Raw genomic sequence first — 25,266 nt, 5'->3', positions numbered from 1 at the left:
CTGTAATCTGGTATCTTCCCGCCTCGGCGAGTGGCGCTTCAGCCGCTTGCCGCTACGGGGAAATCATGCCGCAATCCAACACACGCCACTGGCACACGAGTCGCACGCTGACAGCTTGGCTGTTGGCCGCATGGTTCGTCTCCACGTTTCTGGTGAGCGGGTTCGCGCGCGAGTTGCAAGACATCACCGTACTGGGCTTTCCGCTGCCGTTCTACATGGGCGCGCAAGGGGCGTTGCTGGTCTATGTGTTGCTGGTCGGCTACTACGCTTGGCGCATGGGCAAGCTGGATGCCGAGTGCGCTGCTGGGAGTGAGGACGATTGATGTCTGACGCAAACCAAGCCAACTTCGTGGCGCGACTCCGCCGCTATTATTCGCACTACGCGGGCGGCTTCATCGGTTTTGTGGTGATGCTCGCCATCCTCGAACAGATGGGTGTACCCAACAAAGTGTTGGGCTATATCTTCCTCGGTGCGACAGTGTTGATGTATGCGGGTATCGGCATCTTGTCGCGCACCTCCAACCTCACCGAATACTACGTCGCCGGACGGCGCGTGCCCGCGCTGTTCAACGGAATGGCGACAGCAGCGGATTGGATGTCGGCGGCGAGTTTCATCGGGCTGGCGGGTACCTTGTATCTTTCCGGCTACGACGGGCTGGCCTTCGTGATGGGCTGGACGGGCGGCTTTTGCCTAGTCGCCTTCCTGCTCGCGCCCTATCTGCGCCGCTTCGGCCAGTACTCCATTCCCGATTTCCTCGGTGAACGCTACGGAGGCAATCTGCCACGCGCCATCGGCGTATTCGCCGCCATTCTGTGCTCGTTCACCTACGTCATCGCCCAGATCTACGGCGTGGGGCTGATCGTCAGCCGTTTTACCGGGCTGGATTTCGGCATCGGCGTATTTGTCGGGCTGGGCAGCATTCTGCTGTGCTCCTTCCTCGGCGGGATGCGCGCCGTGACTTGGACGCAAGTGGCGCAATACGTCATCATCATCGTGGCTTATCTCATTCCGGTGGTGTGGCTGTCGGTCACGCACACTGGCAATCCAGTACCGCAGATCGCGTACAGCTACGCGCTGCAACAAGTCACGGCGCGCGAACAGGTGCTGAACGATCCAACCACGCCGGAAGGCGCACGCGAAGCGGAGGTGCGGACTATCCACCGGCAGACTCAGTCCGCAGCGGAAGACCGCTTGCGCGCGCTCGATGCAGGCGGCAAAGAATATCTGGCAATGGAGCGTCGTCGATTGGAGCAGCACATCGACCAACTCAAGCTCGCTTCCCCCCTCGATACGGAAGCACTAGCTGAAGCGCGCCGCAAGCTCGCCGAATTCCCTCCTGACATCGCCGCCGCCCGCAGTACTTGGCGCGCCGCTGCCGAATCCGCCCGAGCTAAAGCCGCGCCCATCACCGCACATGCCGAACCGTTTGCCGGAGCTAGCGAAGAGGCACGCGACGCCAAGCGCAACAATTTCCTCGCGCTAGTGTTGTGCCTGATGGTCGGCACCGCCGCCCTGCCCCATTTGCTGATGCGCTACTACACCACGCCTTCGGTGCAAGAGACCCGCGTCTCGGTGTTTTGGTCGTTGCTGTTCATCTCCATCCTGTACATCACCGCGCCCGCGCTGGCCGTGCTGGCCAAGTACGATGTCTATACCTTGCTGGTCGGTTCCAGTTTTTCCGAACTGCCCGGCTGGGTCTCAGCGTGGGCCTCGGTGGACAAGAGCCTGATGAACATCAACGACCTCAACCATGACGGCACGGTACAACTGGCCGAGATCAGCATCGGCGGTGACCTCATCATGCTGGCGACGCCCGAGATCGCCGGATTGCCTTACGTGGTGACGGCGCTGGTGGCGGCAGGCGGATTGGCGGCGGCGCTCTCCACTGCCGACGGGCTGATGCTGACCATCGCCAATGCACTCTCGCACGACGTGTATTTCAAGATGGTCGATCCCAGCGCCTCACCCAAACGTCGGCTGATCATCTCCAAAGGATTGTTGCTCATCGTCGCCCTGTGCGCGGCTTACGTCACCTCGCTCAAGCCGGGCGACATCCTGCTACTGGTCGGCGCGGCATTCTCTCTGGCTGCTTCGGCTTTCTTTCCTGCACTGGTGGCAGGCATCTTCTGGAAACGGGCCAACCGCAGCGGCGCGGTGCTGGGCATGACGATGGGCTTGCTGGTATGCGTAGGCTACATGCTCGCCACTTACCCACTGTTTGGCATTAACGCAGCGCTGTGGTGGGGCATCAATCCAATCTCGGCGGGCATCTTCGGGATGCCGGCGGGCATCGCTGGCGTGGTCATCGGCAGCCTGCTGACTGCCGCGCCGGATCAGTGCATGCGCGATTGGGTGGATGCCCTCCGCAGCCCCGAAAACGACTAGATTCAGCCGCCGTAACGGGTCGTGTCTTTCACCAGCGGCAGGCCTTGCTGCCCCCACGCCTCGACCCCGCCGGACATGGAAACCAGACTGGTAAAACCGATGCGTTGCAGATTGAGCACCGCCAGCGCAGAGCGTCCACCGGTCTTGCAATAGACCACCACTGGACGCGACTTATCCGCAAAGGCCGGATGCTCGCCGATGCGGAACTCGACCACGCCACGTGGCAAGTTGATCGCGCCGGGCAAACTTCCCGCTTCATATTCGGCAGGCTCGCGCACATCCAAGCAGAGCACGCCTTCGTTCAATAGCTTTGCAGCACCGGCCACATCGGTTTCGCGGATCTGCGCTTTGGCCTCGGCGACCAGTTGTTGCGGGGTAATCGTCATATGTCATCTCCTTGCAGTAGTTGATCCTCGCCAGCCGCGACCAACGCCGCGCCGACACAGGGGACGTAAACTACACCATCCACCCGCTCTCGTGCTATCCCCCTGATGGTTAGCGCGCAGGCGGGTATCATCACGATTGGGCGCATCGAGATGAGTTACGCTCGGCACCGACAGATCAACAGCACAGGAGAAGATCATGGTTGCGTACATCATTCCATTCCAGTCCCTGAGCATGGCCAATCTGCCCGAAGTAGGCGGCAAGAACGCTTCACTGGGCGAGATGATCGCCACGCTGAGTTCGTCCGGCGTATGCGTTCCCGGCGGCTTCGCGACGACGGCTCAGGCATATCGCGACTTTCTGGCTCACGACGGGCTGGATCAGCGTATCGCTCAACGATTGGCGAACCTGAATGTAGCCGACGTGACCGCACTATCAGATGCGGGAAAGCAGATACGCAGCTGGATCATCAGCGCACCACTGCCGCCGCGCCTGGAGGCGGAGATACGCGAGCATTACGCACATCTCGCGGGCTCGGACGAAGGCAGTTTCGCCGTACGTTCCTCGGCCACGGCAGAGGACTTACCCGATGCCTCCTTTGCCGGCCAGCAAGAGACTTTTCTGAACATCCACGGCATCGCCAACATCCTGCAAGCGATCCGCGCCGTATTCGCCTCGCTTTACAACGACCGAGCCATCTCCTACCGCGTCCACAAGGGGTTCAAACATGCCGAGGTCGCGCTATCGGCGGGCATCCAGCGCATGGTGCGCTCCGATCTGGGCAGCTCGGGCGTGATGTTCACGCTGGACACCGAGTCCGGTTTCCGCGACGCGGTATTCATCACGTCGGCCTATGGCTTAGGCGAGATGGTAGTGCAAGGCGAAGTGAACCCCGACGAGTTCTACGTCCACAAGCCGCAACTGGCGGCGGGATTCCCTGCGCTGATCCGCCGCAGTCTAGGCTCCAAGCAACAGCGCATGGTATTCGACGAGCAGCGCTCCACCAGTCGCTCCACCCGTATCGAGCCCGTACCGGCAGCCGAACAGTCGCGCTTTTCCCTGAGCGATGAGGACGTGCTGCAACTGGCGCGCTACGCTGTCGCCATCGAGCAGCATTACGGTCGCCCGATGGACATCGAATGGGGCAAGGACGGACTGGACGGCCAGCTGTACATCCTGCAAGCACGGCCAGAAACCGTGAAGTCGGTCATGCTGCGGGGCGGCGCAGAAAAGTACGTGCTGAAACAGCGCGGCAATGTGCTGATCGAAGGGCGTGCCATCGGTCAGAAGATCGGATCAGGCAAGGTGCGCATCGTCGCCCATGCCGCCGAAATGGATAAGGTGCGTGCCGGAGACATTCTAGTCACTGACATGACCGACCCAGACTGGGAGCCGGTGATGAAAAAGGCTGCCGCCATCGTCACCAATCGCGGTGGGCGCACCTGTCACGCCGCCATCATCGCTCGCGAACTAGGCATTCCCGCCATCGTCGGTTGCGGCCATGCCACCGACATGCTAAAGGATGGCGAATCCGTCACCGTCTCCTGCGTCGAGGGCGATACCGGCTATGTTTACGACGGCGAGCTGCCGTTCGAAATCGTCGCCCAGAGCAACGCCGAGTTGCCCACTATCCCAGTCAAGCTGATGCTCAATGTCGGCAATCCAACGCTGGCGTTCGAGTTCGCGCAACTGCCATCGGCGGGCGTAGGTCTGGCTCGACTGGAATTCATCATCAACAATCTGATCGGCATCCACCCCAAGGCCGTGCTGAATTTCAACGCGCTGTCCTCCGAATTACAGAGCGCCGTGACGGAACGCGCCGCCGGCTATTCCAGCCCAGAAGAGTTCTACGTGGAAAAGATCACCGAAGGCGTGGCTACGCTGGCGGCAGCGTTCTGGCCCAAGCCAGTGATCGTGCGCTTATCCGATTTCAAGTCCAACGAATACCGCAAACTGCTGGGCGGTGAAGGCTACGAGCCGGTCGAAGAGAACCCGATGATCGGCTTCCGGGGCGCGGGGCGCTATGTCGCCGCCGACTTCGCCGACTGTTTCGAGCTAGAGTGCCGCGCCATGAAGCGGGTACGCGAAAAGCTGGGCTATACCAACGTGGAAGTGATGATCCCGTTCGTGCGCACCGTCGGCGAAGCGCGCGAAGTCGTCGCCACGCTGGAACACCACGGCCTGAAGCGCGGCGAGCACGGCCTGCGCCTCATCATGATGTGCGAGATTCCGTCCAATGCGCTGTTAGCAGAAGACTTCTTGCAATACTTCGACGGCTTCTCCATCGGATCCAATGACCTCACTCAACTGACACTGGGCTTGGACCGCGACTCCAGCTTGGTAGCCGATCGTTTCGACGAACGCGATCCGGCAGTCAAAGCCTTGTTGTTGATGGCGATCAGCACCTGCAACCGCCTCGGCAAATACGTCGGCATCTGCGGCCAGGGGCCGTCGGATCACTTCGACTTCGCACAATGGCTGATGGAGATCGGCATCCAAACCATGTCGCTCAATCCAGATACGCTGGTGGATACCTGGCGGCGACTGGCAGAACACGGAAAATCTCGATGAGCCTCACCATCACGCCCCTGCCCGCTTTCCGCGACAACTACATTTGGACATTGCACGATGAGCGATACGCCGTTGTCGTCGATCCCGGCGATGCAGCGCCCGTGCTGGCCTTCCTGAAAGCGCGGCAACTGGAGCTCGTCGCCATTCTGGTCACACATCACCACCACGACCACACCGACGGCATCGCCGATCTGCTCGCCGCCATTCCCGTCTGCGTGGTGTACGGCCCGCGCCACGAAACCATCGCCGGTGTCAGCCATCCGGTAAGTGAGAACGAGGTCATCGAAATACCCGCATTGGATCTGAGCCTCACCGTGTGGGACATCCCCGGCCACACGCGCGGCCACATCGCCTATCTAGGCGCAGACGGCGTATTTTGCGGCGACACGCTGTTTGGCGCGGGCTGCGGCAGGCTATTCGAAGGTAGCTACGCCCAGCTCCACCACGCGCTGAACCGACTGGCCGCCCTGCCCGCCGAGACGCGCGTCTATTGCACCCACGAATACACGGAAGCCAACGTGCGCTTCGCCCTCGCCTGCGAACCGGACAATCCCGACATCCGCCGACGGCAGATCGCGACTGCCGCCCTGCGCGCCGCCGGCCAGCCCAGCCTGCCCTCGACCATCGCTCTGGAGAACGCCAGCAACCCCTTCCTGCGCTGCGCCGTCCCTGCCGTCATTCAACACGCCGAGGCACACGCCGGACACATCCTCTCGGACGAACTCGCTGTATTCACCGCATTACGGCAATGGCGGAACAACTTCTAGTCCCGCCGAGGGAATTTCGGTTGCAGTAATGGGTAATCTGGTTTATTCTGCGCGCCCTTTCGGAGAGGTGGATGAGCGGTTTAAGTCGCACGCCTGGAAAGCGTGTGTGGGGTAATACCCCACCGCGGGTTCGAATCCCGCCCTCTCCGCCAGAATCAAACGAACAAGCGCCTACCAAGGCGCTTGTTCGCTTTTGTGGTCCCGCAATCGCACACCCCGTGCGACTCAACCCTTCGCCAGCAGCGCCTTGAGATTGGCGAGTTTGGCTTTGCCTGCTTCCTTGGTGACGGCGGGTGCCGCGCCTTCCGGCATCAACCCAGCGAACTGGATGTCGCCTTGCGGCAGTTCGGCGATGAAGCGGCTGGGTTCGCACTTTTCCCATTCTTTGCCGCGACGGCGGCGAGCACAGTGGCTGATCTGCAAGGAGCGCTGGGCGCGGGTGATGCCGACATACATCAAACGGCGCTCTTCCTCGATCTGCGCGGGGGATTCGCTGTTGCGATGCGGCAGGATGCCCTCTTCCACGCCGACCAAGAATACGTGACCGAACTCCAATCCCTTGGCGGCGTGCAAGGTCGAGAGCGACACGGCATCGGTCTCTTGCTCACGCGATTCCAGCAGATTCATCAGCGCGATGGTCTGAGTCATGGCGATCAAGCTCTTGCCGTCGGCCTCGCCCTTGCGGTTGATCCAAGCGACGAAATCGCTGACGTTGCTCCAGCGCACCTCGGCCTGTCGCGGCTCTAAGCTATCGAACAACCAACCTTCGTAATCGATGGCGGTCAGCAGATCGTTCATCACCGGCGCGCAGTCTTCATTTTCGGCGCGTGATTGCATGCGGGCGATGAAGTTGCAGAACGTCAGCAGATCCTCATGCTGACGAGCGGTGAGTTGCTCAGTCAGCCCCGCCTCGAACACCGCGTCGAACAAGCTGATCTGACGCTTGCCGGCATGGCTGGCGAGCTTTTCCAGCGTGGCATTGCCGACACCGCGTTTGGGCGTGGTGATTGCGCGGATGAAGGCGGGATCGTCGTCGGGGTTGGCGATCAGGCGCAGGTAGGCGACGATGTCCTTAATCTCGGCGCGCTCGAAGAACGACGTGCCGCCGCTCACCGTGTAGGGGATATTCTGCGAGCGCAACTGCTCCTCGAACTCGCGTGACAAGTGATTGCTGCGGTACAGGATCGCGTAATCGGAGAACTTGGTCTTGTGCTCGAACTTATGCGCCGACAGTTGCAACACCACCGACTCCGCCTCGTTCTCGTCATCGCGCGCCGCGTACACCCGCACCTGATCGCCCAGCCCGTGCTCGCTCCACAGCTTCTTCTCAAACAGCTTGGTGTTGTTGGCGATTACCGCGTTGGCGCTGTGCAAAATGCGCTGCGACGAGCGGTAGTTCTGCTCCAGCTTGATGACTTTGAGGCGCGGATAGTCGTTGCGCAGGTTGTGCAGGTTCTCCACGCTGGCACCACGCCAAGCGTAAATGGCCTGATCGTCGTCGCCCACCGCCGTGAACTGCGCGCGATGCCCCGCCAGCAAGCGCGTCATCTGATACTGACAATCGTTGGTGTCCTGATACTCGTCGATCAGCAGATACAGAAAGCGGCTCTGCCAGCGTTGCAGCGCTTCGGAGTGAGTGCGAAACAGCTCCACCGGCAAGCGGATCAGGTCGTCAAAATCCACTGCCTGATAAGCGCGCAGCGTCTCTTGATAGCGGCCGTACAGCAGCGCCAGCCGCTGATCGGCCTCGGTCTCGACCAAGCTGGTCGCCTGCGCGGGGTCGATAAAGCCCGCCTTCCAGTTGGAGATCTGCGACTGCGCCTCGCGGATGTCCTGCTTGTCCGGCGAGCCCAGCAACTCGGAAATGATCTTGGCGCAATCCGCCGAGTCGAAGATGGAGAACGCCTTCTTGTACCCAAGCAACGGCGCTTCCTCGCGCAGAATGTGCATCCCCAACGAGTGGAATGTGCTGATGGTCAGCTCCTTGGCCTCGCGCGTATCCAGCAACTTAGCGACGCGCTCGCGCATCTCCTTAGCCGCCTTGTTGGTAAAAGTGATGGCGGCGATGTTGCGCGGCGCATAGCCGCACTGTCGCACCAGATACGCCAGCTTATGGGTGATCACGCCCGTCTTGCCGCTGCCCGCCCCCGCCAGCACCAACAAAGGGCCATCGAGATACTTGGCGGCTTCGCGCTGCGCCGGATTGAGTTTGTTTAACATTGAGTTCGGGAAATGGTTGGGCGAAGATTTAACGTAGGGTGCAATAAACGAAGTGCATTACACCGGATGATTCAGACATGCGGCGCAATGCACTTCGTTTATTGCGCCCTACCTTGCCGATTAGTCAGCATCAAGCGCAATCGATTTTATACGCCTATATAGTGGTGTGGTTTTCCCTTTACCACCCGTGTAGTCCCAATACGTACCGGTAAAAGTTTCATAGCAACCACTGCGATTCAAACGTAGAAGTATGGAATCAACCTCTTCTGAAGGTACACTGAGGGTTCGAGAAAGTTCTAAAACGAGAGAGTCCCAATAACGATTCGCTCGTTGCAACTCATTTTCACCGTCAATCTTTGGGTAGGCTGTTTCGTATCGATTGACGAGAATTAGTACTGTCAACTCCCGATTCGATAAGTCAATTAAGATGCCTAGAAGCTCTTCGTATTCATCGATATCTGAAAACATTCCTTGCTGCATCGATTCACTGAGGAGGCGGGCGAACATGCGGATTTTTTCAAACTGACTTGTACGGAGGGCTGCCTCAGATGTCGTATAGAAACAATGCAAGAATTCGTTGGATTCCAGCAACTCTGGGGTGAGCCTACTTTCGTTCTTGGCTAACTCATCGAAAAATTCCCTTGCTCGTTCAGCGCGCACCGTTTGAAGGCGGGTCAGCACTGCGGTATCAATCGCCGAACCCATATTAAATGGAATTAGTTGAACTAGAGCACGCAGCACCGCTTGTCTCTCATACCTTTGAGCTAAATTCTCAGCGGCCTGCGGTAGATACATTTCAGCATTCTCCAACTTACAAATCTAGCAACGCCCTACCCGGGAACTCCAACGCTTCCTTGATCGTGCCCAAGAACTGCACGGCTTCGCGCCCATCAATAATTCGATGGTCGTAGGAGACGGCGAGGTAGTTGATTGGGCGGATGACGATCTGGCCGTTCTCGACTACGGGGCGATCTTTGGTGGCGTGGATGCCGAGGATGGCGCTTTGCGGCGGGTTGATGATGGGGGTGGAGAGCATGGAGCCGAACACGCCGCCGTTGGAGATGGAGAAGGTGCCGCCGGAGAGTTCGTCTAGCGTGAGCTTGCCTTCCTTGGCGCGCGCGCCGAAATCGACGATCTGGCGCTCGATGTCGGCATACGATAGCTTATCCGCGTCACGGATGATGGGCACGACCAAGCCGCGCTCGCTGCCGATGGCCACGCCGATGTCGTAGTAGCCGTGGTAGATCACATCGGTGCCATCCACCGAGGCGTTGACGACCGGGAATTTCTGCAAAGCCAGCACCGCCGCCTTGACGAAGAACGAGCTGAAGCCCAGCTTCACGCCGTGTTTCTTCTCGAACGCATCCTTGTAGCGGTTGCGCAGGTCGATCACCGGCTGCATGTTGACTTCGTTGAAAGTGGTGAGGATGGCGGCATTGGCCTGCGATTGCAGCAGACGTTCGGCGATGCGCTGACGGATGCGGGTCATCGGGACGCGCTGTTCAATGCGGCCACCCGAAGCGGCTTGCGGCGCAGGCGCAGCAGCGGGCTGTTTCTCGATGACCGCCTTCACGTCGTCTTTGGTGATGCGACCGCCTCGACCGCTGCCTTCGATGTTGGAAACATCCACCCCAGCCTCATGCGCCAGCTTGCGGGCGGCGGGCGGCAACACCGGAGCGACAGCCGCCGCTTGCGCAGGAGCCGCGCTGGCTTGCGCCTCGGTGTCGATCAAGCCAATGACTTCGCCACTGGTGACCAGATCGCCTTCTTTTTTGAGTATCTTCGTCAGCACGCCGAATTTGATGGCGGGCAACTCCAGCACCACTTTGTCGGTCTCGACATCGATGAGGTTCTCGCCTTCGGCGACGGCATCACCCGCCTGCTTGTGCCAAGCCAGCAAGGTGGCTTCTGATACGGATTCGGACAGTTGCGGGACTTTGATCTCAACTTGCATGGCGGTTTGCTCCGGGGTTGTTGCGCTTAGTGATGTCGTCGCGGAAGGCGGCCTCGATCACGGCTTTCTGTTGTTCGTTGTGCAGCGCGAGGTAGCCCGCTGCCGGTGCAGCGGCGGAAGCGCGTAAGGCATAACCAAGCTGCATGCCGGAACGCAAATGGCGCGCCAGATAATGCTGGATGCGATGCCATGCGCCCTGATTGCCCGGTTCTTCCTGACACCACATCAGCTCGGTGGCGTTCGGATAAGCGGCGATCTGCGCGGAAAAATCCTCGTGCGGGAAAGGGTATAGCTGCTCGATACGGATGATCGCCATATCGGCTATCTCCTTGACTCGACGCGCGTTGAGCAGTTCGTAATACACCTTGCCGCTACAGGCGATGATGCGTTTGACCTTGGTCGCATCCAGCGTTTCTCGCTCGCCGATCACTGGCTGGAAGCGGCCTTCGGCCAGCTCGCTCAGCGGCGAAGCGGCATCCTTGTTACGCAGCAGACTCTTGGGCGTGAACACGATCAGCGGCTTGCGATACGGGCGTAGCATCTGGCGGCGCAGCAGGTGGAACATCTGCGCGGGCGACGACGGCACGACGACCTGAATGTTGTACTCCGCGCACAGTTGCAGATAGCGCTCGATACGTCCCGAGGAGTGCTCCGCACCCTGCCCTTCGTAGCCATGCGGCAACAGCAAGGTCAGGCCGCACAGACGTCCCCACTTGGCTTCGCCGGAAGCGATGAACTGGTCGATAACGACTTGCGCGCCGTTGGCGAAGTCGCCGAACTGCGCTTCCCACAGCACCAACGAATCGGGATCGGCGGTCGCGTAGCCATACTCGAAACCAAGCACCGCCTCTTCCGAAAGGATGGAGTCGATCACCGCGAAATCGGCCTGCTTGGGCGCGATGTGCTGCAAGGGAATGTGCGCGCCCAGCTTCCACTCGGTACGGTTCTGATCATGCAGGATGGCGTGTCGATGGAAGAAGGTGCCGCGCCCACAATCCTGCCCGGACAAACGCACCGGATAGCCGTCGTCCAACAAGCTAGCATAGGCCAGATTCTCGGCCATACCCCAATCCAGCGATAACTCCCCGCGTCCCATGGCGGAACGGTCGGCGAGGATCTTTTCGACGCGTGAATGCAGTTTAAATCGCGGCGGGATGTTCACTAGCCGCTCGGCGTAATGGCGCAGTTTCTCGGCAGGAACGGCGGTAATCACCGGCTCGTCCCAGCGCGCATCCAGCCGGAACTTACGCCAACTCACCGCATGCTCGACGCGGAAATCGCTGTCGGCAGCCTTGACCAGCTTGCCGCCACTTTCCAGCAGCTTGCGATAGTCCGCGATCATGGTATCGGGATCGGTGGCGGCGATCACGCCCTGCTCCACCAACGTCTGCGCGTAACGGGCGCGCGTGCCGGGATGCTGATTGATGTAGCGGTACATGAACGGCTGCGTGACCAGCGGCTCATCCTGCTCGTTGTGACCGAGCTTACGGAAGCACACCATGTCGATCACCACGTCCTTGTGGAACGCCATGCGGAATTCCAACGCCAGTTCGGTGACCAGCAACACTGCTTCGGGATCGTCGCCATTGACATGGAAGATGGGCGCTTCGACCATCTTAGCGATGTCGGTGCAGTAGGTCGAAGAGCGCGTATCGCGCGCATCCGAGGTGGTGAAGCCGATCTGATTGTTGATGACCACATGCACCGTACCGCCCGTGCGATAGCCTCGCGTCTGCGACAGGCTCAACGTCTCCATCACCACGCCTTGTCCGGCGAAAGCCGAATCCCCATGCAGCAAGATAGGTAAGACCTGATCACCGGCATGATCGGCACGACGATGCTGACGCGCGCGCACCGAGCCCTCTACCACCGGATCAACGATCTCCAGATGCGAGGGATTGAACGCCAACGTGACGTGCATCGGGCCGCCTGGCGTGGCGATGTCAGACGAGAATCCTTGGTGGTATTTCACATCGCCTGAGGTCAGATGGTCGTTATGGATGCCTTCGAATTCGGCGAACAACATCGACGGTTGCTTGCCGATGATGTTGACCAACACGTTGAGACGCCCACGATGCGCCATGCCGATCACGGACTCCTTCACCCCTGCCGCACCCGCGTGCTGCAACAAGTGATTCAGCAAGGGGATGACGGTTTCGCCGCCTTCCAGCGAGAATCGCTTCTGGCCGACGTATTTGGTATGCAGATAACGTTCCAGCGTCTCGGCGGCGGTCAGCTGCCATAACAATTCGCGCCGCTGCTCTTGGGTGCTCGCCCGCTGGCCACGCACACTCTCGATGCGCTGCTGTATCCAGCGTTTCTGCGTCATGTCCGAGATGTACATGTATTCCGCACCGATGCTGCTGCAATAGGTCTGGCGCAGTAGGCCGACGATCTCCCGCAAAGTCATACGTTGCGCGCTGACCAGCGAACCCGTCTCGAACGTGAGATCGAGATCCGCCTCGCTCAGGCCATAGAATGCCGGATCCAGCTCCGGCACCTCAGGCTTGACATGGCGCGCAAGCGGATCAAGATTGGCGCGACGGATGCCGAGAAAACGATGTGCATTGATGAGCTGCAATACGAACACCTGCTTGCGCGCGTGGTCGGCTTCCAGACTCACCGCAGGCTTGTTACCTGCCAGCGGAAGGGCCGCGAAGCTGCGTTGCACCGGCGAATGGGCGAGTTCGTGAGTCGCCCCCGGAGTGAGTTGCAGTCCGTCAAAATATCCACGCCAAGCTTCGGGAACACGGCTCGGATCGAGCAGATAGTCTTCGTACAAGCCTTCGATGAAACCAGCGTTCGCCCCGAACAGCCGCGAACTGTCCTGCATCGACTCAAGGTAGCTGCGCTCACCCATAGCCGCTAGGTTCTAACGCTCGGTCACGGGCATGAAATCCCGCTTGGTCGCGCCCTGATACAACTGACGCGGACGCCCGATGCGGCGTTCAGTATCGGCGATCATCTCGCTCCACTGCGAGATCCAGCCGATAGTGCGTGCCAAAGCGAAGATCACTGTGAACATATTGGTCGGGATACCCAATGCGCGCAGCACGATGCCGGAATAGAAATCCACATTCGGATACAGCTTACGCTCGATGAAATAGGGGTCGCGCAAAGCGATCTGCTCCAACTCCAGCGCCATCTTGAACATCGGATCGTCGGCCAGATTGAGTTCTTTCAGCACCTCGTAACAGGTCTCGCGCATCACAGCGGCACGCGGATCCATGTTGCGATAGACGCGGTGACCAAAACCCATCAAGCGGTATTTCTTCTCTTTCACACCCTTCATGAAATCAGCCACGCGCGACACGTCGCCGATCTCTTCCAACATCTTCAACACAGCCTCATTCGCACCACCGTGCGCCGGCCCCCACAAAGCGGCGATACCGGACGACACGCAGGCGAACGGGCTGGCACCGGACGAGCCAGCCAGACGCACGGTCGAGGTCGAAGCGTTCTGCTCGTGGTCGGCGTGCAAGATGAAGATACGCTCCAGCGCGCGCACCAGCACCGGGTTAGGCACATAGTCCTCGCACGGCGTAGCGAACATCATGTGCATGAAGTTCTCAACATAGCTGAACTTGTTCTTCGGGTACATGAACGGCTCGCCGATGTTGTATTTGTAGGCCATCGCCGCGATGGTCGGCACCTTGGAGATCAGCCGCAGGGCGGAGATCTCGCGATGTTCGGGGTTGGTGATGTCCAGCGAGTCGTGATAGAACGCCGACAGCGCGCCCACCACCCCCACCATCACCGCCATCGGATGGGCATCACGACGGAAGCCACTGAAGAAACGAGCCAACTGGTCATGCACCATCGTGTGCTGCCTGACCTTATCGACGAATTCGCTCTTCTGCTCCGCATTCGGCAAGTCACCATTGAGCAGCAGATAACACACTTCGAGGAAGTCGGAGTGCGCAGCCAATTGCTCAATGGGGTAGCCTCGGTAATAGAGCAAACCGGCTTCGCCATCGATGAAAGTGATCTTCGATTCGCAGCTGGCGGTGGCCATGAAGCCGGGATCGAAAGTGAACAGTCCCGCCTTAGCTAGATTACGGATGTCCAGCACATCCGGCCCCAGCGTCCCGTCTAGGATAGGCAATTCGATGACTCGACCATCGTCCAGTGTCAATGTCGCAACGCGCTTCTTTTCCATGTTCTTATCCTAGCCAATATTCTTAAAGCACCGCAGCATCAAGCGGCGATCAGCAAATCTAAAAGGGGACGGAATTCGTCCTTCGTTTCGATTTTACCTGTAATCATATCCAAAAGTTCGTTGTCGGGCAGATCAAGCAAAATCAGAAATTGCTCCTGCTGCTGCGCGCTCAACGTATCGAAGTGACGCACGACAAAGTGCTCCAGCACCAGATCCAGCTCTAACAATCCGCGCCGACAGCGCCACAAGAGCCGATTGTGACACGCACGCCCTATCGCAGACTCAGGCTTGCCGCTCACACCATCCTCTTGATCATCAAGTCCTTGATCTTTCCAATGGCCTCGGTGGGATTGAGCCCCTTGGGGCAGACTTCGACACAACTCATGATGGTATGGCAACGAAACAAGCGGTACGGATCTTCGAGGTAGTCAAGACGCTCGGCAGTCTCCTGATCGCGAGTGTCGGCGATAAAGCGGTAAGCTTGCAGCAATCCAGCGGGGCCGACGAATTTGTCTGGGTTCCACCAGAACGAGGGGCAAGAGGTCGAACAGCACGCGCACAGGATGCACTCATACAAGCCATCCAACTCGGCACGCGCAGCGGGCGACTGCAGCCGCTCAGTCTCCGGTGGCGGATCATTGTTGATGAGATAAGGTTTGATCGAGTGATATTGCTTGAAGAACTGCGTCATGTCCACGATGAGGTCGCGGATCACCGGCAGACCGGGCAGCGGGCGCAATTCGATGGGTTGTTTCAGGCTAGAGAGCGGCGTAATGCACGCCAAGCCATTGCGACCATTGATGTTGATAGCATCGGAACCGCACACACCTTCACGGCAGGATTTTCGAAAACCCAGACTATCGTCCTGCTCCCGCAACAACATCAGCGCATCCAGCAACATCTTGTCGCCAGACTCGAGCTCCAACTCATACTCCCGCATCGCAGGGCGATGGTCGGTCTCGGGGTTGTAACGGTAGATGCGAAACTTCATGCCAGATCAGAACAGCTCAACGTCCCCGCCCGCCTTTTCTTGCAGATTGGCGACGTATTTATTGATAGCCTCCTCAACAGGCACACCAAGCACCACCGCATCGAACATGTCCCTCTCTTCCGGCGTGGTGTACTTCGAGCGAATCAAGTCCTGCAAATTCATCCACTCCTCCGGAGAATAGATCTTGCTTCGGTCTGCAACGAGCTGACTGAGAGAGTGCAAGCTATGACAGACATGATCCAACCGCTGCCCCATGCGATCATAAAACTGGAAGGAGATGATAGCCTCATGCATCATACTCATCACATGAGAGCCCGTTTCTAGAACGCCCGCCTTCATGGCCTCACCCTCCTCCGTGGTCGGCAGCGAATGCAATGTTTCTTGCTGCGAACTGAGGAAATTCGCCATCGCGGTAAAGGTACTGGAAAGCACCTCAAAAGAAGATCGACTGTCGCGTAAGGCCGTGTCGATCTGCACCATCGACAACTCCAGCATCAGCACCGTTTCGCGCACCTGACTCCAATCCATGTCTGGATTATTCGCACGTGAGCCTAATTTGATGGTATCCATTTGCCACTCCCCAGTTCTCGATAATGACTAGACTGCTGCGCATCATATCACCGAAGACTAGCCGCAAAACTAGGAACAGGCGACGTTTTCTGCGTAAAATCGACGACACACCAACGACCTGACTAGGACGCGAAATCCGCCATGTTGAACTATCCACACGTCGCCTTAGACTTCATGAACCGTGACCATCAGGAATTTGACGCCCTTCGCGATCAGTTGCTTGAGTCATTGAACCAGTCGCCTCTCGACCTCGACAAGCTAGATGCACGGCTCGACGACTTGCTGGATCACACCCGCCACCACTTCGCCGAGGAAGAAAGCCGGATGCAGGCCGCACAGTTCCCACCCTACCCCATGCACAAGGGCGAACACGACCGCGTACTGGCCGACATGACTACACAGATGGAGGCTTGGAAACGGGGACGCGATGCAGAAGCGTTGAAAAATTGGCTGAAAAAGGATGTCGGCAACTGGTTCGTCAATCACGTCAACACGATGGATTTCATCACGGCCGCGTTCATCGCCAGCCGGAGTTAGTCACCCTCTAGCGGACAGCCTGCACCAAACCGCCGCGCCGCCAGAGCTTCCACACCGAAGCACGTTTCAACGTGTACATCCTTGCGTCACCGCCACTGCACAGCACCTGAATTTCCAGCCGAGCCAACTCGCCTCGGCGTAGCGCCGCCAATAAGGGCTGCGCGTAGCTGTACTCGAATGCCTGAATCCGCTCGCGCCACGCCTGCCAGTCACCCGCCCGCAACGCCTCACCCAAGCCGCCGTACACCAGTAACTGCGCGCCTTCGGCAGACTGCCAGCAATCCGGCCAAGCGTGCTCAGACTGCCCGGCAAGCTGGGCGAACTGTCCCGCCAGTGTCTCATCGGTAGCTACCGATTGGAGTGACTTGGACAGCGCCACCCCAGCAGCGCCTCCGCCCCACAGCCACACGCCGTTGACCGCGCGTAAGCCGCGCGCCTCCAGCGCCTCGTTGATTGGGTGTTGGTGCAGCAACATCTGAATCTCGTTGGTCAAACGATGCCAGCGAAGCGCGGCCTCACCTTGTGGCAACAGATGGCGAATGTCGCGCCCCAACACCTGAGACAGCGGTGTAGTCGTGATGCTGGGTGCCACCTCCAACCGCAGATACCAGCGCTGCGGATGAGGCGCATGGAACGTCAGTCCGTCCTCACGAAAATGCTGATTGAGGCTCCCGATCAAGGCCGCAACCTCATCCGAGGTTACGCCGCCGGTAGGCAGCGCCACGATCTTGTCTCGCTGCAATAAGAAATGCACCGGATCAGCGCGCAGCCAGTAACCACCTTGCGACAATCCATCCGCCTGCGCCGTGATCGCCGCCACCGGATCGCCGCCCTCTTCCACTGACACCCCAAAAGCGCGACACAACGCCGATTCCATCGTCGCCGACTCAGCAGCCGTCCGCTCACCCCGTACCAGCAAGGCATCCAGTGCAGGCACCGCCAAACCAGACAACAACTCCCCTGCCCAGTCCGGCGGCGGAAGCAAATCAGGAACGATCAACTGTACATTTTTCATGGCACGGAGTTTACCAGAGGGGCGCAGGATAGATTTCCGTCTCATTCCCACCGCACGCACGCCCCGCTTATGGCAAACTAGCGCCCGAACTTTTTGCCGGTCTTTCCCTTGCGTCCTTACGAACTCCTCATCGGTCTGCGTTACACCCGCGCCAAGCGCCGCAACCACTTCATTTCGTTCATCTCGCTGATCTCGATGCTGGGCATCGCGCTTGGCGTGGCGGCGTTGATCGTGGTGTTGTCGGTGATGAACGGCTTCCAGAAAGAGGTTCGCGCACGCATCCTAGGCGTGACGCCCCATCTGCAAGTCGTCAGTGAAACCGGTCAGTTACTGGACTGGCAACCGCTGTTGGCTGCGCTAGGAAAACAGTCGGAGTTGCGTGCCGCTGCGCCCTATGTGAGCGGCCAGGGCATGGTGTCGCTGAACGAGGTAGTGCAAGGCGTGATGGTGCGTGGCATCCTGCCGACGGACGAACAGCGCCTGACCGGCTTGGGCGACAAGATGAAATTGGGCAAGCTGGATGATCTGCGCCCCGGCGAGTTCGGCATCACGCTGGGTAGCGACCTCGCCCGTGCGATGGGCGCACGCTTGGGCGATTCGGTGCTGCTCATCACCCCGCAAGGTCAGATCACTCCCGCCGGGATGCTGCCGCGCCTGAAACAGTTCCGCGTAGTCGGCATTTTCGAGGTGGGCATGGCTCCCTTCGACAACGCTCTAGTGCTCATCCACCTGAACGACGCACAGAAACTGTTCCGTTTGGGTGAGGCAGTGAGCGGCATCAGCGGCAACTTGCACGATCTCGACCGCGCACCGGAAGTCGCACTCAAGCTCGGAGGCCAGTTGCCGCCCGGCATCTACGCCACCGACTGGACGCAGCAGAACGCTAACTACTTCGCCGTGGTGGCGATGGAGAAGAAGATGATGTTCATCATCCTTTCGCTGATCGTGCTAGTCGCCGCGTTCAACATCGTCTCCACGCTGGTGATGGCCGTGACCGACAAGCAGGCCGACATCGCCATCTTGCGCACCTTGGGCGCGTCGCCGTCCAGCATCATGAAGATCTTCATGGTGCAAGGCGTGCTGATCGGCCTGATCGGCATGGTGCTGGGCGTGGGCGGCGGCGTACTGATCGCGCTGAACATCGGCACCCTCATCCCGTTCATCGAACACCTGTTCGGCGTGCAGTTCCTGTCCAAGGAGTTCTACTACATCAGTGAGCTACCTTCCGATCTGCACAGCGCCGATGTGATCGTGGTCGCCTCGATGTCCTTCGTCATCAGTCTGCTGGCGACCCTTTACCCAAGTTGGCGCGCAGCCAAGGTTCAACCGGCGGAGGCGTTACGCTATGAGTGATCTGGTCATTGATTGCAAGGAACTGCGCAAGACTTACGCGCAGGGTAAGCTCAACGTCACGGTGCTGAGCGGGGTGGATTTGCAGGTAGCGCGCGGAGAGAGCCTCGCCATCCTCGGCGCATCCGGTTCCGGCAAGAGTACCCTGCTCCATCTGCTGGGCGGGCTGGACACCGCGAGCAGCGGCAGCGTGAAGATTCTGGGGCAGGATGTGCAAGCCATGAGTGAAGCGGCGCGCGGTGAGCTGCGCAACCGTCACCTTGGCTTCGTCTATCAGTTCCACCATCTGCTGGCCGAGTTCACTGCGCTGGAGAACGTCGCCATGCCACTGCTGATCCGTGGCATGAAACGCGAGGAAGCCGCGCCGCAAGCCGCCGCCATGCTGGAACACGTCGGCCTCGGCCATCGTTTGGAGCACTTGCCCGCCGAACTTTCCGGAGGTGAGCGCCAGCGCGTCGCCGTCGCCCGCGCTCTAGTCACTCAACCAGCCTGCGTGTTGGCCGACGAGCCGACCGGCAACCTCGACCGCGCCAGCGCTCAAGCACTGTTCACCTTGCTGCTAGAGCTCAACGCTCGCCTCAACACCAGCGTCATCATTGTCACCCACGACCTCGAACTCGCCAGCAAGATGCAGCGCCAGTTACGCTTGGTGGATGGAGTTTTGCAAGCTGCTTGAGTCATCACTCAGCGCGGCAGTCATTGAATTACAGCACACCGCCCCCATCTGGGCGGAAATCATTCACGAAAGGAATCACCATGCGCAATCTTCTCACCACATTGATCCTGCTTTCCACGCTCGCGCTCTCGGGCTGCGGCTACAACACCATCCAGTCACAGGACGAGGAAGTGACGGCGAAATGGAGTGAGGTGCTGAACCAGTACCAGCGCCGCGCCGATCTGGTGCCGAATCTGGTGAACGTGGTAAAGGGCTATGCTTCACATGAGAAAGAGGTGCTGGAAGCGGTGACCGTTGCTCGCGCTCAGGTCGGCTCGATCCAAGCCACACCGGAGTTAGTGAAGGACGAAGCCGCCTTCGCAAAGTTTCAGGCAGCACAGGGCGAACTGACTTCGGCGCTGTCGCGTCTGCTAGTCGTTTCGGAGAACTATCCACAGCTCAAGGCCGATGCCTCGTTCCGCGATCTGCAAGCGCAACTGGAAGGCACCGAGAACCGCGTCACCGTGGCACGTGACCGCTACATCAAGGCGGTGAAGGAGTACAACGTGACTATCCGCTCCTTCCCCAGCAATCTGACCGCAATGGTGTTCAGCTACCAGACCAAGCCCAGCTTCACGGTAGAGAACGAGAAAGCGATCTCGGCTGCGCCGAAAGTGGAGTTTGGCAAGTAAATGCGCCACTGGCTGCTGACCTTTCTGCTTGTCCTGTTACCTTGCGCTGCCACAGCGGAGGTAGCCGTACCGCCATTGACAGCACGAGTAACTGATCTCACAGGCACGCTTTCCGCCGAACAGCGCACTACGCTGGAAACCAAGCTGCAAGGCTACGAGGCACAGAAAGGTAGCCAGATCGCCGTATTGCTCGTCCCCTCGACTCAACCCGAAACCATCGAGCAGTATTCCGTCCGCGTGGTCGAGCAGTGGAAGCTAGGACGCGAGGAAGTGGATGACGGCGTGTTGCTGCTGGTCGCCAAGGATGATCGCGCGCTGCGCATCGAGGTCGGCTACGGGCTGGAAGGCGTGCTGCCGGACGTGATCGCCAAGCGCATCATCGCCGAGGTCATCACGCCACCATTCAAGCAAGGGGATTTTTACGGCGGTATCGATGCCGGGGTGACTCGCATCATGGCGGTGATCGAAGGTGAGCCGTTACCGGCTCCCGAACATCGGAGGAGTAACAACGGCTCCATTCAGGAAAATCTGTTACCGGCTCTATTCTTCGGTGCGCTCATCGGCGGCACGATCCTGCGCCGCATACTAGGAAAATTTCCCGGCGCACTGGTGAATGGCGGACTGATCGGTGGGGCAGCACTTCTGTTTGGAAGCGGGCTGATCTTCGCCATTTTCCTCGGCCTCATGGCGTTTGCAGTCGGATTAGGTGGCGGGCATCGCGGCATCGGCGGGCTGGGCGGAGGCAGCTTCGGCGGAGGTGGTTTCGGTGGTGGAGGCGGCGGCTTTGGCGGCGGCGGAGCCTCGGGGAGATGGTGATGAATATTCAACGCACACTCAACCATCTGCTGGCGGGACGCTGGCAAGTCAGGCGCCGCTTCCCTAAAGACAGCATGGCTCGCATTGAGGCCGCCATTGGCCAGTCTGAGCACACCCACATGGGCGAGCTACGCTTCGCGGTGGAAGCTGGGCTGGATTGGCCGGAACTGGTCACCGGAACCTCGGCACATCAACGTGCATTGCAAGTCTTTTCCGACCTGCGCGTGTGGGATACCGAACACAACTCCGGTGTGCTGATCTACCTGCTGCTGGCAGATCGCGATGTCGAGATCGTAGCTGATCGCGGCATCCATACCCGCGTAGGCGCAGCCAGCTGGGAAGCGATCTGCCACGACATGGAAGCTCACTTCCGCTCAGGTGCGTTCGAGCAAGGCGTACTGCACGGCATCGCCGCCATCGCCTCCCTGCTGCAACAGCACTTCCCTGCGCAAGGCAAAAACCCCAACGAATTACCGGATCATCCGGTAACGCTCTAACTCAAATGAAAAACGGCGGGAATTCCCACCGTTTTTCTTCTTGCCTCTCTAGGCCAAAGGCAATCCTGCCGTTCGATAGAAGCCAGGCAGGTCGCTCAGGTCGTCGAACACGCGCGCAGCTCCAGTGAAATCCTGATGGCGGGTGTAGTGATTGATGGTGATGTAAGTCTTAATCCCAGCAGCTAGACTAGAACGAAGACCGTTATTGGAATCCTCGAGTGCTATGCAGTCCTGCGGTGCCAGCTTCAGCTCATTCAGCACCCAGTTGTAAATATCCGGTGCCGGTTTTTTGAGCGGCACAATATCGCCACAACCGTTGGCAGAAAAATAATTCGCCCAGTCCTTGCCCAACCCTACCTCCAGCAACGCAGAAACATTTTCCGGCGTAGTGGTAGTCGCAATGGCGAGCGTGAGGCCTGCCGCATGCGCATCGACGATCAGTTGCTTGATGCCCGGACGCAAGGGGATGTGACCGCCTGCCAGCATGGTGGTGTAGTGTGCAGTCTTAACCTTGTGCAGATGCTTGACGAAATCGTCGAAATTCTCCGGCTTGGTATAGCCCGTCAGAAAATCTTCCACGAAGAATTTGATGCGCTCCTTGCCCCCCGTGACCTTGAGCAGCTTGTCATACAGAGCCGCATCCCAATTCCAGTCCAGACCGTTGTCGGCGAACGCCTTGTTGAAAGCAATACGGTGCGCGTCCTCAGTGTCAGCCAAGGTACCGTCCACGTCGAAAATGATGGCTTTAATGGTCATACTCGTATTCCTGTTACTCGTTGTTATTCCCGTTCAGGGCCCAGAAACAGAAAACCCCGCAGCAAGCTGCGGGGTTTGCCTGAGTGAATTATAACGGTATTAGAGCGGAACGGAGTGAGTCACGACTGTAAACCATTCGGCAATCGTCAGGCTAATCAGCACGAAATATTTCTTCACTTTGCATTCCTTTTCTCAATACGGGCAACATACCCGAGCAATCAGATAAGGAATATGCAGATTAGTTCCGCAAAAAATAAAAAAAGGGCTGTTGCCAGCCCTTCTTCTTTACCGAAGCAAAACAGGTTTAGTGTTCGCCCAGCACGGAAACGGTGATTTCCGCAACGACATCGGTGTGCAACGAGATGCTGATCGGGTAATCGCCGATCTGCTTCAGGTGGCCGGTGGGCAGGCGCACTTGCGATTTCTCGATAGCAAAACCAGCAGTTGCCAGTGCAGCAGCGATATCCGCATTGGTCACAGAGCCGAACAACTTGCCATCCACACCTGCCTTTTGCGAAATCTGTACGGTCAAACCGGACATCTTCTCGCCTTCGGCTTGAGCTGCCGCCAGCTTAGCAGCTTCAGCGGCGTGCAACTCGGCACGACGTGCATCGAACTCAGCCAGAGAAGCTGCAGTAGCACGCTTCGCCTTGCCTTGAGGGATCAGGAAGTTACGAGCATAGCCGTTCTTAACCTTAACCACGTCACCCAGTTGACCCAGGTTGATGACTTTTTCCATCAGAATGATTTGCATGTTCTACTCCTTAGTGCAGATCGGTGTAGGGCAACAACGCCAAGAAGCGTGCGCGCTTGACCGCTGTGCTCAGTTGACGCTGATAGCGAGTCTTGGTACCGGTGATACGTGCCGGGATCAGCTTACCGTTTTCGCTGACGAATTCCTTCAGGATGTTCACATCCTTGTAATCCACTTCAGCGATCTTTTCAGCAGTAAAGCGGCAGAACTTGCGACGCTTGAACAGTTGACGCGAAGAGTTACCCTTCTTGTCGTCTTTCTTGTTGGTGAAACGAGCCATTTGGTGCTCCTTATTCCAGAATAATGTTTTCGATATGCAGAACCAGTTGCGTACTGCGCAGACTACGCTGGGCGATGAATCCACCCGCTTTCACCTTCTGCCCGACTTGCAGCGTCGCTGCTTGCCTAGCTGTCTCACCCAAAGCCAGCGCAGTGATCTCACACTGCACCTGACGCTGTGATGCGGCTTGTTGCTGGGTCGAACTGTGCTGAATCTTCAGCTCCAGCCGCTCCAACCCTGCCGGGGTGTAGCGCAATTCATCTCGCGCCGCGATGTGTCCGCAAATAACGAACCGGTTACAACTCACTCAATCAGGCAGCAGCCGCTGCCGGTGCTGCGTCGGAAACCACGTCGCCAGCCAGCGAACGAGACTTCTCTTCCTTCATCATCGGAGAAGGCGCAGTCACAGCAGCCTTAGTCTTGATGGTCAGGTGGCGCAGAACAGCGTCGTTGAACTTGAATGCGTGTTCCAGCTCGTCCAGGGTCTCCTGATCGACTTCGATGTTCATCAGCACGTAGTGTGCTTTGTGGATCTTCTGGATCGGGTAAGCCAGTTGGCGACGGCCCCAGTCTTCCAGACGATGGATCTGGCCAGCCTTGCCGGTAACCAGTGTGCGATAGCGCTCGATCATGGCGGGCACTTGCTCGCTCTGATCGGGATGCACGATAAATACGATTTCGTAGTGACGCATTACATCTCCTTGTGGATTAAAGCCCCCCGCGAACGGCGGTGGAGCAAGGTAAACCCCGAAATCACCTAAAGGTAGATTTCGGGAGCGCGGATTATACGGGATTTACCATCGCCGTCAATCCGCAACCAACTGATTAATTTGCGAATCAAAAAACAACAGAAGAGGGTACGAACACAATCAGGCTTTGCTTTCGCGCAAACAAAGGGCCACAGAGACCACACCCAGCCAGAAGAGAACAAACATAAACCACTCAGGAACACCGTACATATTACAAACGATCGCAGTGGCAGCGAAAAATACCGCAGTTGCAAACAGCGCACCCACCACTTGATTCGTGGAATAGCCACGTCTCAGTAGAATATGGTGGATATGATTGCGATCCGCGACAAGTGGGGAGTCACCCTGACTTAATCGGCGGAAGATGACTGCACACATATCAAGTAGCGGAACTGCCAAGAGCCAAATCATCGTGATGGGCTTAATTTGCCCAGCAGATGCATCCAAAAGCCTAAGCATCAGAATAACCAGCAAAATACCGATGAACATGCTGCCTGAATCCCCAAGAAAGATAGCAGCGTGCTGCCTGAATCCATGCCGAAGATTAAATCCCAGAAATCCGATCAACGCCCCAGCAAGCGAAATCAAAATGGGAAGCTTCTCTAGATGCCCTGTCCACACAGCCAAGCCAACCATACCGGCCACTGCCACCAACATCAAGCTACCTGCCAAGCCATCCACACCGTCCACCATATTGACGGCGTTGATGATACCCAGCACGACAATCGCCGTGATGACAAAATCTATCACGCCATGCAGCTCGATTGCGCCCATGCCAAATATATTCCCTAAACCATGGATACTGGTACCTGATGAAAACACCACGCCCACGATAAGGACTTGAATTGCCAGTCTCAACTTTGCGCTTAAATGAAAGCGATCATCCAACGCCCCCACCAGCAAGAGTGCAGAGACAGCCCAGATCAGAATGGCGTCCACCCCAGCAGCCCACTGACTGAACATTGCTGGAATCAACGCCAAAAAGATAGCAATTCCCCCAATCAAGGGAATCTCACCTCGGTGCTGCTTACGCTCATTAGGCTTATCAATAAGCCTAATTCTACATGCCACAGGGGTAAGAACGTATACCCACATAACGCAGGCGAACAACGAACCAAGAAAGAAAATGCTCAATGACATCAATTTACCCAATACCTATCTAC

26 protein-coding genes and 1 tRNA gene are annotated in these 25,266 nt (G+C 58.3%); 11 read left to right on the top strand and 16 right to left on the bottom strand.

Going from position 1 to position 25,266, the window contains the following annotated elements:
* Positions 1-65 precede the first annotated feature (65 nt).
* Both OYT1_RS03505 and OYT1_RS03500 read left to right on the top strand, forming a co-directional pair.
* The gene (locus tag OYT1_RS03505; RefSeq protein WP_062625311.1) at positions 66-323 is read left to right on the top strand and encodes a DUF4212 domain-containing protein; all 258 of its coding nucleotides are present in this window, start codon (positions 66-68) and stop codon (positions 321-323) included.
* Positions 323-2,386 (top strand): sodium:solute symporter family protein, encoded by a 2,064-nt coding sequence (locus OYT1_RS03500; RefSeq protein WP_062625312.1) that lies wholly within the window; start codon positions 323-325, stop codon positions 2,384-2,386. The genes OYT1_RS03505 and OYT1_RS03500 overlap by 1 nt, the downstream gene beginning before the upstream one ends.
* 2 nt (positions 2,387-2,388) lie before the next feature.
* On the opposite strand, the gene OYT1_RS03495 is transcribed toward OYT1_RS03500, so the two are convergent.
* A complete protein-coding gene (locus OYT1_RS03495) occupies positions 2,389-2,772 on the bottom strand; it encodes a rhodanese-like domain-containing protein (RefSeq protein ID WP_062625313.1) in 384 nt (127 codons plus the stop codon).
* 196 nt (positions 2,773-2,968) lie between these two features.
* Here OYT1_RS03495 and ppsA point away from each other — a divergent pair, with 196 nt between their 5' ends.
* The 3 genes from ppsA to OYT1_RS03480 all read left to right on the top strand — a co-directional run bounded on the left by ppsA (position 2,969) and on the right by OYT1_RS03480 (position 6,260).
* Positions 2,969-5,341 carry a phosphoenolpyruvate synthase gene (gene ppsA / locus OYT1_RS03490; RefSeq protein WP_062625314.1) on the top strand — a complete coding sequence of 791 codons (2,373 nt, stop codon included), beginning with the start codon at positions 2,969-2,971 and terminating at the stop codon, positions 5,339-5,341.
* Positions 5,338-6,108, top strand: a complete 771-nt coding sequence (gloB, locus tag OYT1_RS03485) for a hydroxyacylglutathione hydrolase (RefSeq protein WP_062625315.1) — start codon at positions 5,338-5,340, stop codon at positions 6,106-6,108. The genes ppsA and gloB overlap by 4 nt, the downstream gene beginning before the upstream one ends.
* A 61-nt stretch (positions 6,109-6,169) precedes the next feature.
* A tRNA-Ser gene (locus OYT1_RS03480) sits at positions 6,170-6,260 on the top strand.
* A gap of 73 nt (positions 6,261-6,333) precedes the next feature.
* On the opposite strand, the gene OYT1_RS03475 is transcribed toward OYT1_RS03480, so the two are convergent.
* From OYT1_RS03475 to OYT1_RS03440, 8 genes are all read right to left on the bottom strand, one after another.
* Entirely contained in the window at positions 6,334-8,328 is a 1,995-nt protein-coding gene (locus OYT1_RS03475; protein ID WP_062625316.1) for a UvrD-helicase domain-containing protein, read from the bottom strand.
* Positions 8,329-8,448: 120 nt separating this feature from the next.
* Entirely contained in the window at positions 8,449-9,123 is a 675-nt protein-coding gene (locus OYT1_RS03470; RefSeq protein ID WP_062625317.1) for a hypothetical protein, read from the bottom strand.
* 16 nt (positions 9,124-9,139) lie between these two features.
* Positions 9,140-10,282, bottom strand: coding sequence for a 2-oxoglutarate dehydrogenase complex dihydrolipoyllysine-residue succinyltransferase (odhB, locus tag OYT1_RS03465; protein ID WP_062625318.1), 1,143 nt, complete (start codon positions 10,280-10,282; stop codon positions 9,140-9,142).
* Positions 10,272-13,142, bottom strand: coding sequence for a 2-oxoglutarate dehydrogenase E1 component (locus OYT1_RS03460; RefSeq protein ID WP_062625319.1), 2,871 nt, complete (start codon positions 13,140-13,142; stop codon positions 10,272-10,274). Before OYT1_RS03460 ends, odhB begins: the two co-directional genes overlap by 11 nt.
* A gap of 12 nt (positions 13,143-13,154) precedes the next feature.
* The gene (gltA, locus tag OYT1_RS03455) at positions 13,155-14,441 is read right to left on the bottom strand and encodes a citrate synthase (protein WP_062625320.1); all 1,287 of its coding nucleotides are present in this window, start codon (positions 14,439-14,441) and stop codon (positions 13,155-13,157) included.
* A gap of 38 nt (positions 14,442-14,479) precedes the next feature.
* Positions 14,480-14,740 carry an FAD assembly factor SdhE gene (locus tag OYT1_RS03450; protein WP_232013223.1) on the bottom strand — a complete coding sequence of 87 codons (261 nt, stop codon included), beginning with the start codon at positions 14,738-14,740 and terminating at the stop codon, positions 14,480-14,482.
* Positions 14,737-15,432, bottom strand: a complete 696-nt coding sequence (locus OYT1_RS03445; RefSeq protein ID WP_062625321.1) for a succinate dehydrogenase iron-sulfur subunit — start codon at positions 15,430-15,432, stop codon at positions 14,737-14,739. The genes OYT1_RS03450 and OYT1_RS03445 overlap by 4 nt, the downstream gene beginning before the upstream one ends.
* A 6-nt stretch (positions 15,433-15,438) precedes the next feature.
* On the bottom strand, positions 15,439-16,002 hold the full coding sequence (locus OYT1_RS03440; RefSeq protein ID WP_062625322.1) for a hypothetical protein: 564 nt from the start codon (positions 16,000-16,002) through the stop codon (positions 15,439-15,441).
* 141 nt (positions 16,003-16,143) lie between these two features.
* On the opposite strand from OYT1_RS03440, the gene OYT1_RS03435 reads away from it, so the two are divergent.
* Positions 16,144-16,539 carry a bacteriohemerythrin gene (locus tag OYT1_RS03435; protein ID WP_062625323.1) on the top strand — a complete coding sequence of 132 codons (396 nt, stop codon included), beginning with the start codon at positions 16,144-16,146 and terminating at the stop codon, positions 16,537-16,539.
* 7 nt (positions 16,540-16,546) lie between these two features.
* Here the strand turns inward: OYT1_RS03435 and OYT1_RS03430 are convergent, their stop codons facing one another.
* Complete coding sequence (locus OYT1_RS03430; RefSeq protein ID WP_062625324.1) at positions 16,547-17,554, bottom strand: hypothetical protein; 1,008 nt, start codon at positions 17,552-17,554, stop codon at positions 16,547-16,549.
* 108 nt (positions 17,555-17,662) lie between these two features.
* Here OYT1_RS03430 and OYT1_RS03425 point away from each other — a divergent pair, with 108 nt between their 5' ends.
* The 5 genes from OYT1_RS03425 to OYT1_RS03405 all read left to right on the top strand — a co-directional run bounded on the left by OYT1_RS03425 (position 17,663) and on the right by OYT1_RS03405 (position 21,564).
* Positions 17,663-18,907, top strand: a complete 1,245-nt coding sequence (locus tag OYT1_RS03425; RefSeq protein ID WP_062625325.1) for a lipoprotein-releasing ABC transporter permease subunit — start codon at positions 17,663-17,665, stop codon at positions 18,905-18,907.
* Complete coding sequence (lolD, locus tag OYT1_RS03420; RefSeq protein WP_062625326.1) at positions 18,900-19,580, top strand: lipoprotein-releasing ABC transporter ATP-binding protein LolD; 681 nt, start codon at positions 18,900-18,902, stop codon at positions 19,578-19,580. Before OYT1_RS03425 ends, lolD begins: the two co-directional genes overlap by 8 nt.
* Positions 19,581-19,660: 80 nt before the next feature.
* Positions 19,661-20,251, top strand: coding sequence for a LemA family protein (locus OYT1_RS03415; protein WP_062625327.1), 591 nt, complete (start codon positions 19,661-19,663; stop codon positions 20,249-20,251).
* Positions 20,252-21,067, top strand: a complete 816-nt coding sequence (locus OYT1_RS03410; protein ID WP_062625328.1) for a TPM domain-containing protein — start codon at positions 20,252-20,254, stop codon at positions 21,065-21,067.
* Complete coding sequence (locus OYT1_RS03405) at positions 21,067-21,564, top strand: TPM domain-containing protein (RefSeq protein ID WP_062625329.1); 498 nt, start codon at positions 21,067-21,069, stop codon at positions 21,562-21,564. Before OYT1_RS03410 ends, OYT1_RS03405 begins: the two co-directional genes overlap by 1 nt.
* Before the next feature lie 48 nt (positions 21,565-21,612).
* Here OYT1_RS03405 and OYT1_RS03400 read toward each other — a convergent pair whose 3' ends face one another.
* From OYT1_RS03400 to OYT1_RS03375, 6 genes are all read right to left on the bottom strand, one after another.
* Positions 21,613-22,320 (bottom strand): HAD-IA family hydrolase, encoded by a 708-nt coding sequence (locus OYT1_RS03400; protein WP_062625330.1) that lies wholly within the window; start codon positions 22,318-22,320, stop codon positions 21,613-21,615.
* Positions 22,321-22,624: 304 nt separating this feature from the next.
* Entirely contained in the window at positions 22,625-23,074 is a 450-nt protein-coding gene (gene rplI, locus OYT1_RS03395; protein ID WP_062625331.1) for a 50S ribosomal protein L9, read from the bottom strand.
* A gap of 10 nt (positions 23,075-23,084) precedes the next feature.
* A complete protein-coding gene (gene rpsR / locus OYT1_RS03390; protein ID WP_062625332.1) occupies positions 23,085-23,354 on the bottom strand; it encodes a 30S ribosomal protein S18 in 270 nt (89 codons plus the stop codon).
* A gap of 10 nt (positions 23,355-23,364) precedes the next feature.
* Positions 23,365-23,661, bottom strand: a complete 297-nt coding sequence (gene priB / locus OYT1_RS03385) for a primosomal replication protein N (RefSeq protein ID WP_062625333.1) — start codon at positions 23,659-23,661, stop codon at positions 23,365-23,367.
* A gap of 4 nt (positions 23,662-23,665) precedes the next feature.
* Entirely contained in the window at positions 23,666-24,046 is a 381-nt protein-coding gene (gene rpsF, locus OYT1_RS03380) for a 30S ribosomal protein S6 (RefSeq protein WP_062625334.1), read from the bottom strand.
* 177 nt (positions 24,047-24,223) lie between these two features.
* On the bottom strand, positions 24,224-25,243 hold the full coding sequence (locus OYT1_RS03375) for an MraY family glycosyltransferase (RefSeq protein ID WP_062625335.1): 1,020 nt from the start codon (positions 25,241-25,243) through the stop codon (positions 24,224-24,226).
* Between the last annotated feature and the right edge of the window lie 23 nt (positions 25,244-25,266).

Source organism: Ferriphaselus amnicola, from assembly GCF_000974685.2.
In the GTDB taxonomy this organism is placed as follows: domain Bacteria; phylum Pseudomonadota; class Gammaproteobacteria; order Burkholderiales; family Gallionellaceae; genus Ferriphaselus; species Ferriphaselus amnicola.
Note: the sequence above shows the minus strand (reverse complement) of the source record. Positions and strands in the feature narration are given on the sequence as shown.

What these genes read in the sequence shown, in the direction of transcription:
- OYT1_RS03405 (WP_062625329.1), top strand. Translation starts at nt 21,067, where the DNA reads ATGAATATTCAACGCACACTCAACCATCTGCTGGCGGGACGCTGGCAA.
- OYT1_RS03505 (WP_062625311.1), top strand. Translation starts at nt 66, where the DNA reads ATGCCGCAATCCAACACACGCCACTGGCACACGAGTCGCACGCTGACA.
- OYT1_RS03430 (WP_062625324.1), bottom strand. Translation starts at nt 17,554, where the DNA reads ATGAAAAATGTACAGTTGATCGTTCCTGATTTGCTTCCGCCGCCGGAC.
- OYT1_RS03445 (WP_062625321.1), bottom strand. Translation starts at nt 15,432, where the DNA reads ATGAAGTTTCGCATCTACCGTTACAACCCCGAGACCGACCATCGCCCT.
- OYT1_RS03460 (WP_062625319.1), bottom strand. Translation starts at nt 13,142, where the DNA reads ATGGGTGAGCGCAGCTACCTTGAGTCGATGCAGGACAGTTCGCGGCTG.
- ppsA (WP_062625314.1), top strand. Translation starts at nt 2,969, where the DNA reads ATGGTTGCGTACATCATTCCATTCCAGTCCCTGAGCATGGCCAATCTG.
- lolD (WP_062625326.1), top strand. Translation starts at nt 18,900, where the DNA reads ATGAGTGATCTGGTCATTGATTGCAAGGAACTGCGCAAGACTTACGCG.
- OYT1_RS03375 (WP_062625335.1), bottom strand. Translation starts at nt 25,243, where the DNA reads ATGTCATTGAGCATTTTCTTTCTTGGTTCGTTGTTCGCCTGCGTTATG.
- rplI (WP_062625331.1), bottom strand. Translation starts at nt 23,074, where the DNA reads ATGCAAATCATTCTGATGGAAAAAGTCATCAACCTGGGTCAACTGGGT.
- odhB (WP_062625318.1), bottom strand. Translation starts at nt 10,282, where the DNA reads ATGCAAGTTGAGATCAAAGTCCCGCAACTGTCCGAATCCGTATCAGAA.
- rpsR (WP_062625332.1), bottom strand. Translation starts at nt 23,354, where the DNA reads ATGGCTCGTTTCACCAACAAGAAAGACGACAAGAAGGGTAACTCTTCG.
- OYT1_RS03495 (WP_062625313.1), bottom strand. Translation starts at nt 2,772, where the DNA reads ATGACGATTACCCCGCAACAACTGGTCGCCGAGGCCAAAGCGCAGATC.
- OYT1_RS03400 (WP_062625330.1), bottom strand. Translation starts at nt 22,320, where the DNA reads ATGACCATTAAAGCCATCATTTTCGACGTGGACGGTACCTTGGCTGAC.
- OYT1_RS03500 (WP_062625312.1), top strand. Translation starts at nt 323, where the DNA reads ATGTCTGACGCAAACCAAGCCAACTTCGTGGCGCGACTCCGCCGCTAT.
- OYT1_RS03475 (WP_062625316.1), bottom strand. Translation starts at nt 8,328, where the DNA reads ATGTTAAACAAACTCAATCCGGCGCAGCGCGAAGCCGCCAAGTATCTC.
- OYT1_RS03415 (WP_062625327.1), top strand. Translation starts at nt 19,661, where the DNA reads ATGCGCAATCTTCTCACCACATTGATCCTGCTTTCCACGCTCGCGCTC.
- OYT1_RS03435 (WP_062625323.1), top strand. Translation starts at nt 16,144, where the DNA reads ATGTTGAACTATCCACACGTCGCCTTAGACTTCATGAACCGTGACCAT.
- rpsF (WP_062625334.1), bottom strand. Translation starts at nt 24,046, where the DNA reads ATGCGTCACTACGAAATCGTATTTATCGTGCATCCCGATCAGAGCGAG.
- gltA (WP_062625320.1), bottom strand. Translation starts at nt 14,441, where the DNA reads ATGGAAAAGAAGCGCGTTGCGACATTGACACTGGACGATGGTCGAGTC.
- OYT1_RS03470 (WP_062625317.1), bottom strand. Translation starts at nt 9,123, where the DNA reads ATGTATCTACCGCAGGCCGCTGAGAATTTAGCTCAAAGGTATGAGAGA.
- OYT1_RS03440 (WP_062625322.1), bottom strand. Translation starts at nt 16,002, where the DNA reads ATGGATACCATCAAATTAGGCTCACGTGCGAATAATCCAGACATGGAT.
- gloB (WP_062625315.1), top strand. Translation starts at nt 5,338, where the DNA reads ATGAGCCTCACCATCACGCCCCTGCCCGCTTTCCGCGACAACTACATT.
- OYT1_RS03410 (WP_062625328.1), top strand. Translation starts at nt 20,252, where the DNA reads ATGCGCCACTGGCTGCTGACCTTTCTGCTTGTCCTGTTACCTTGCGCT.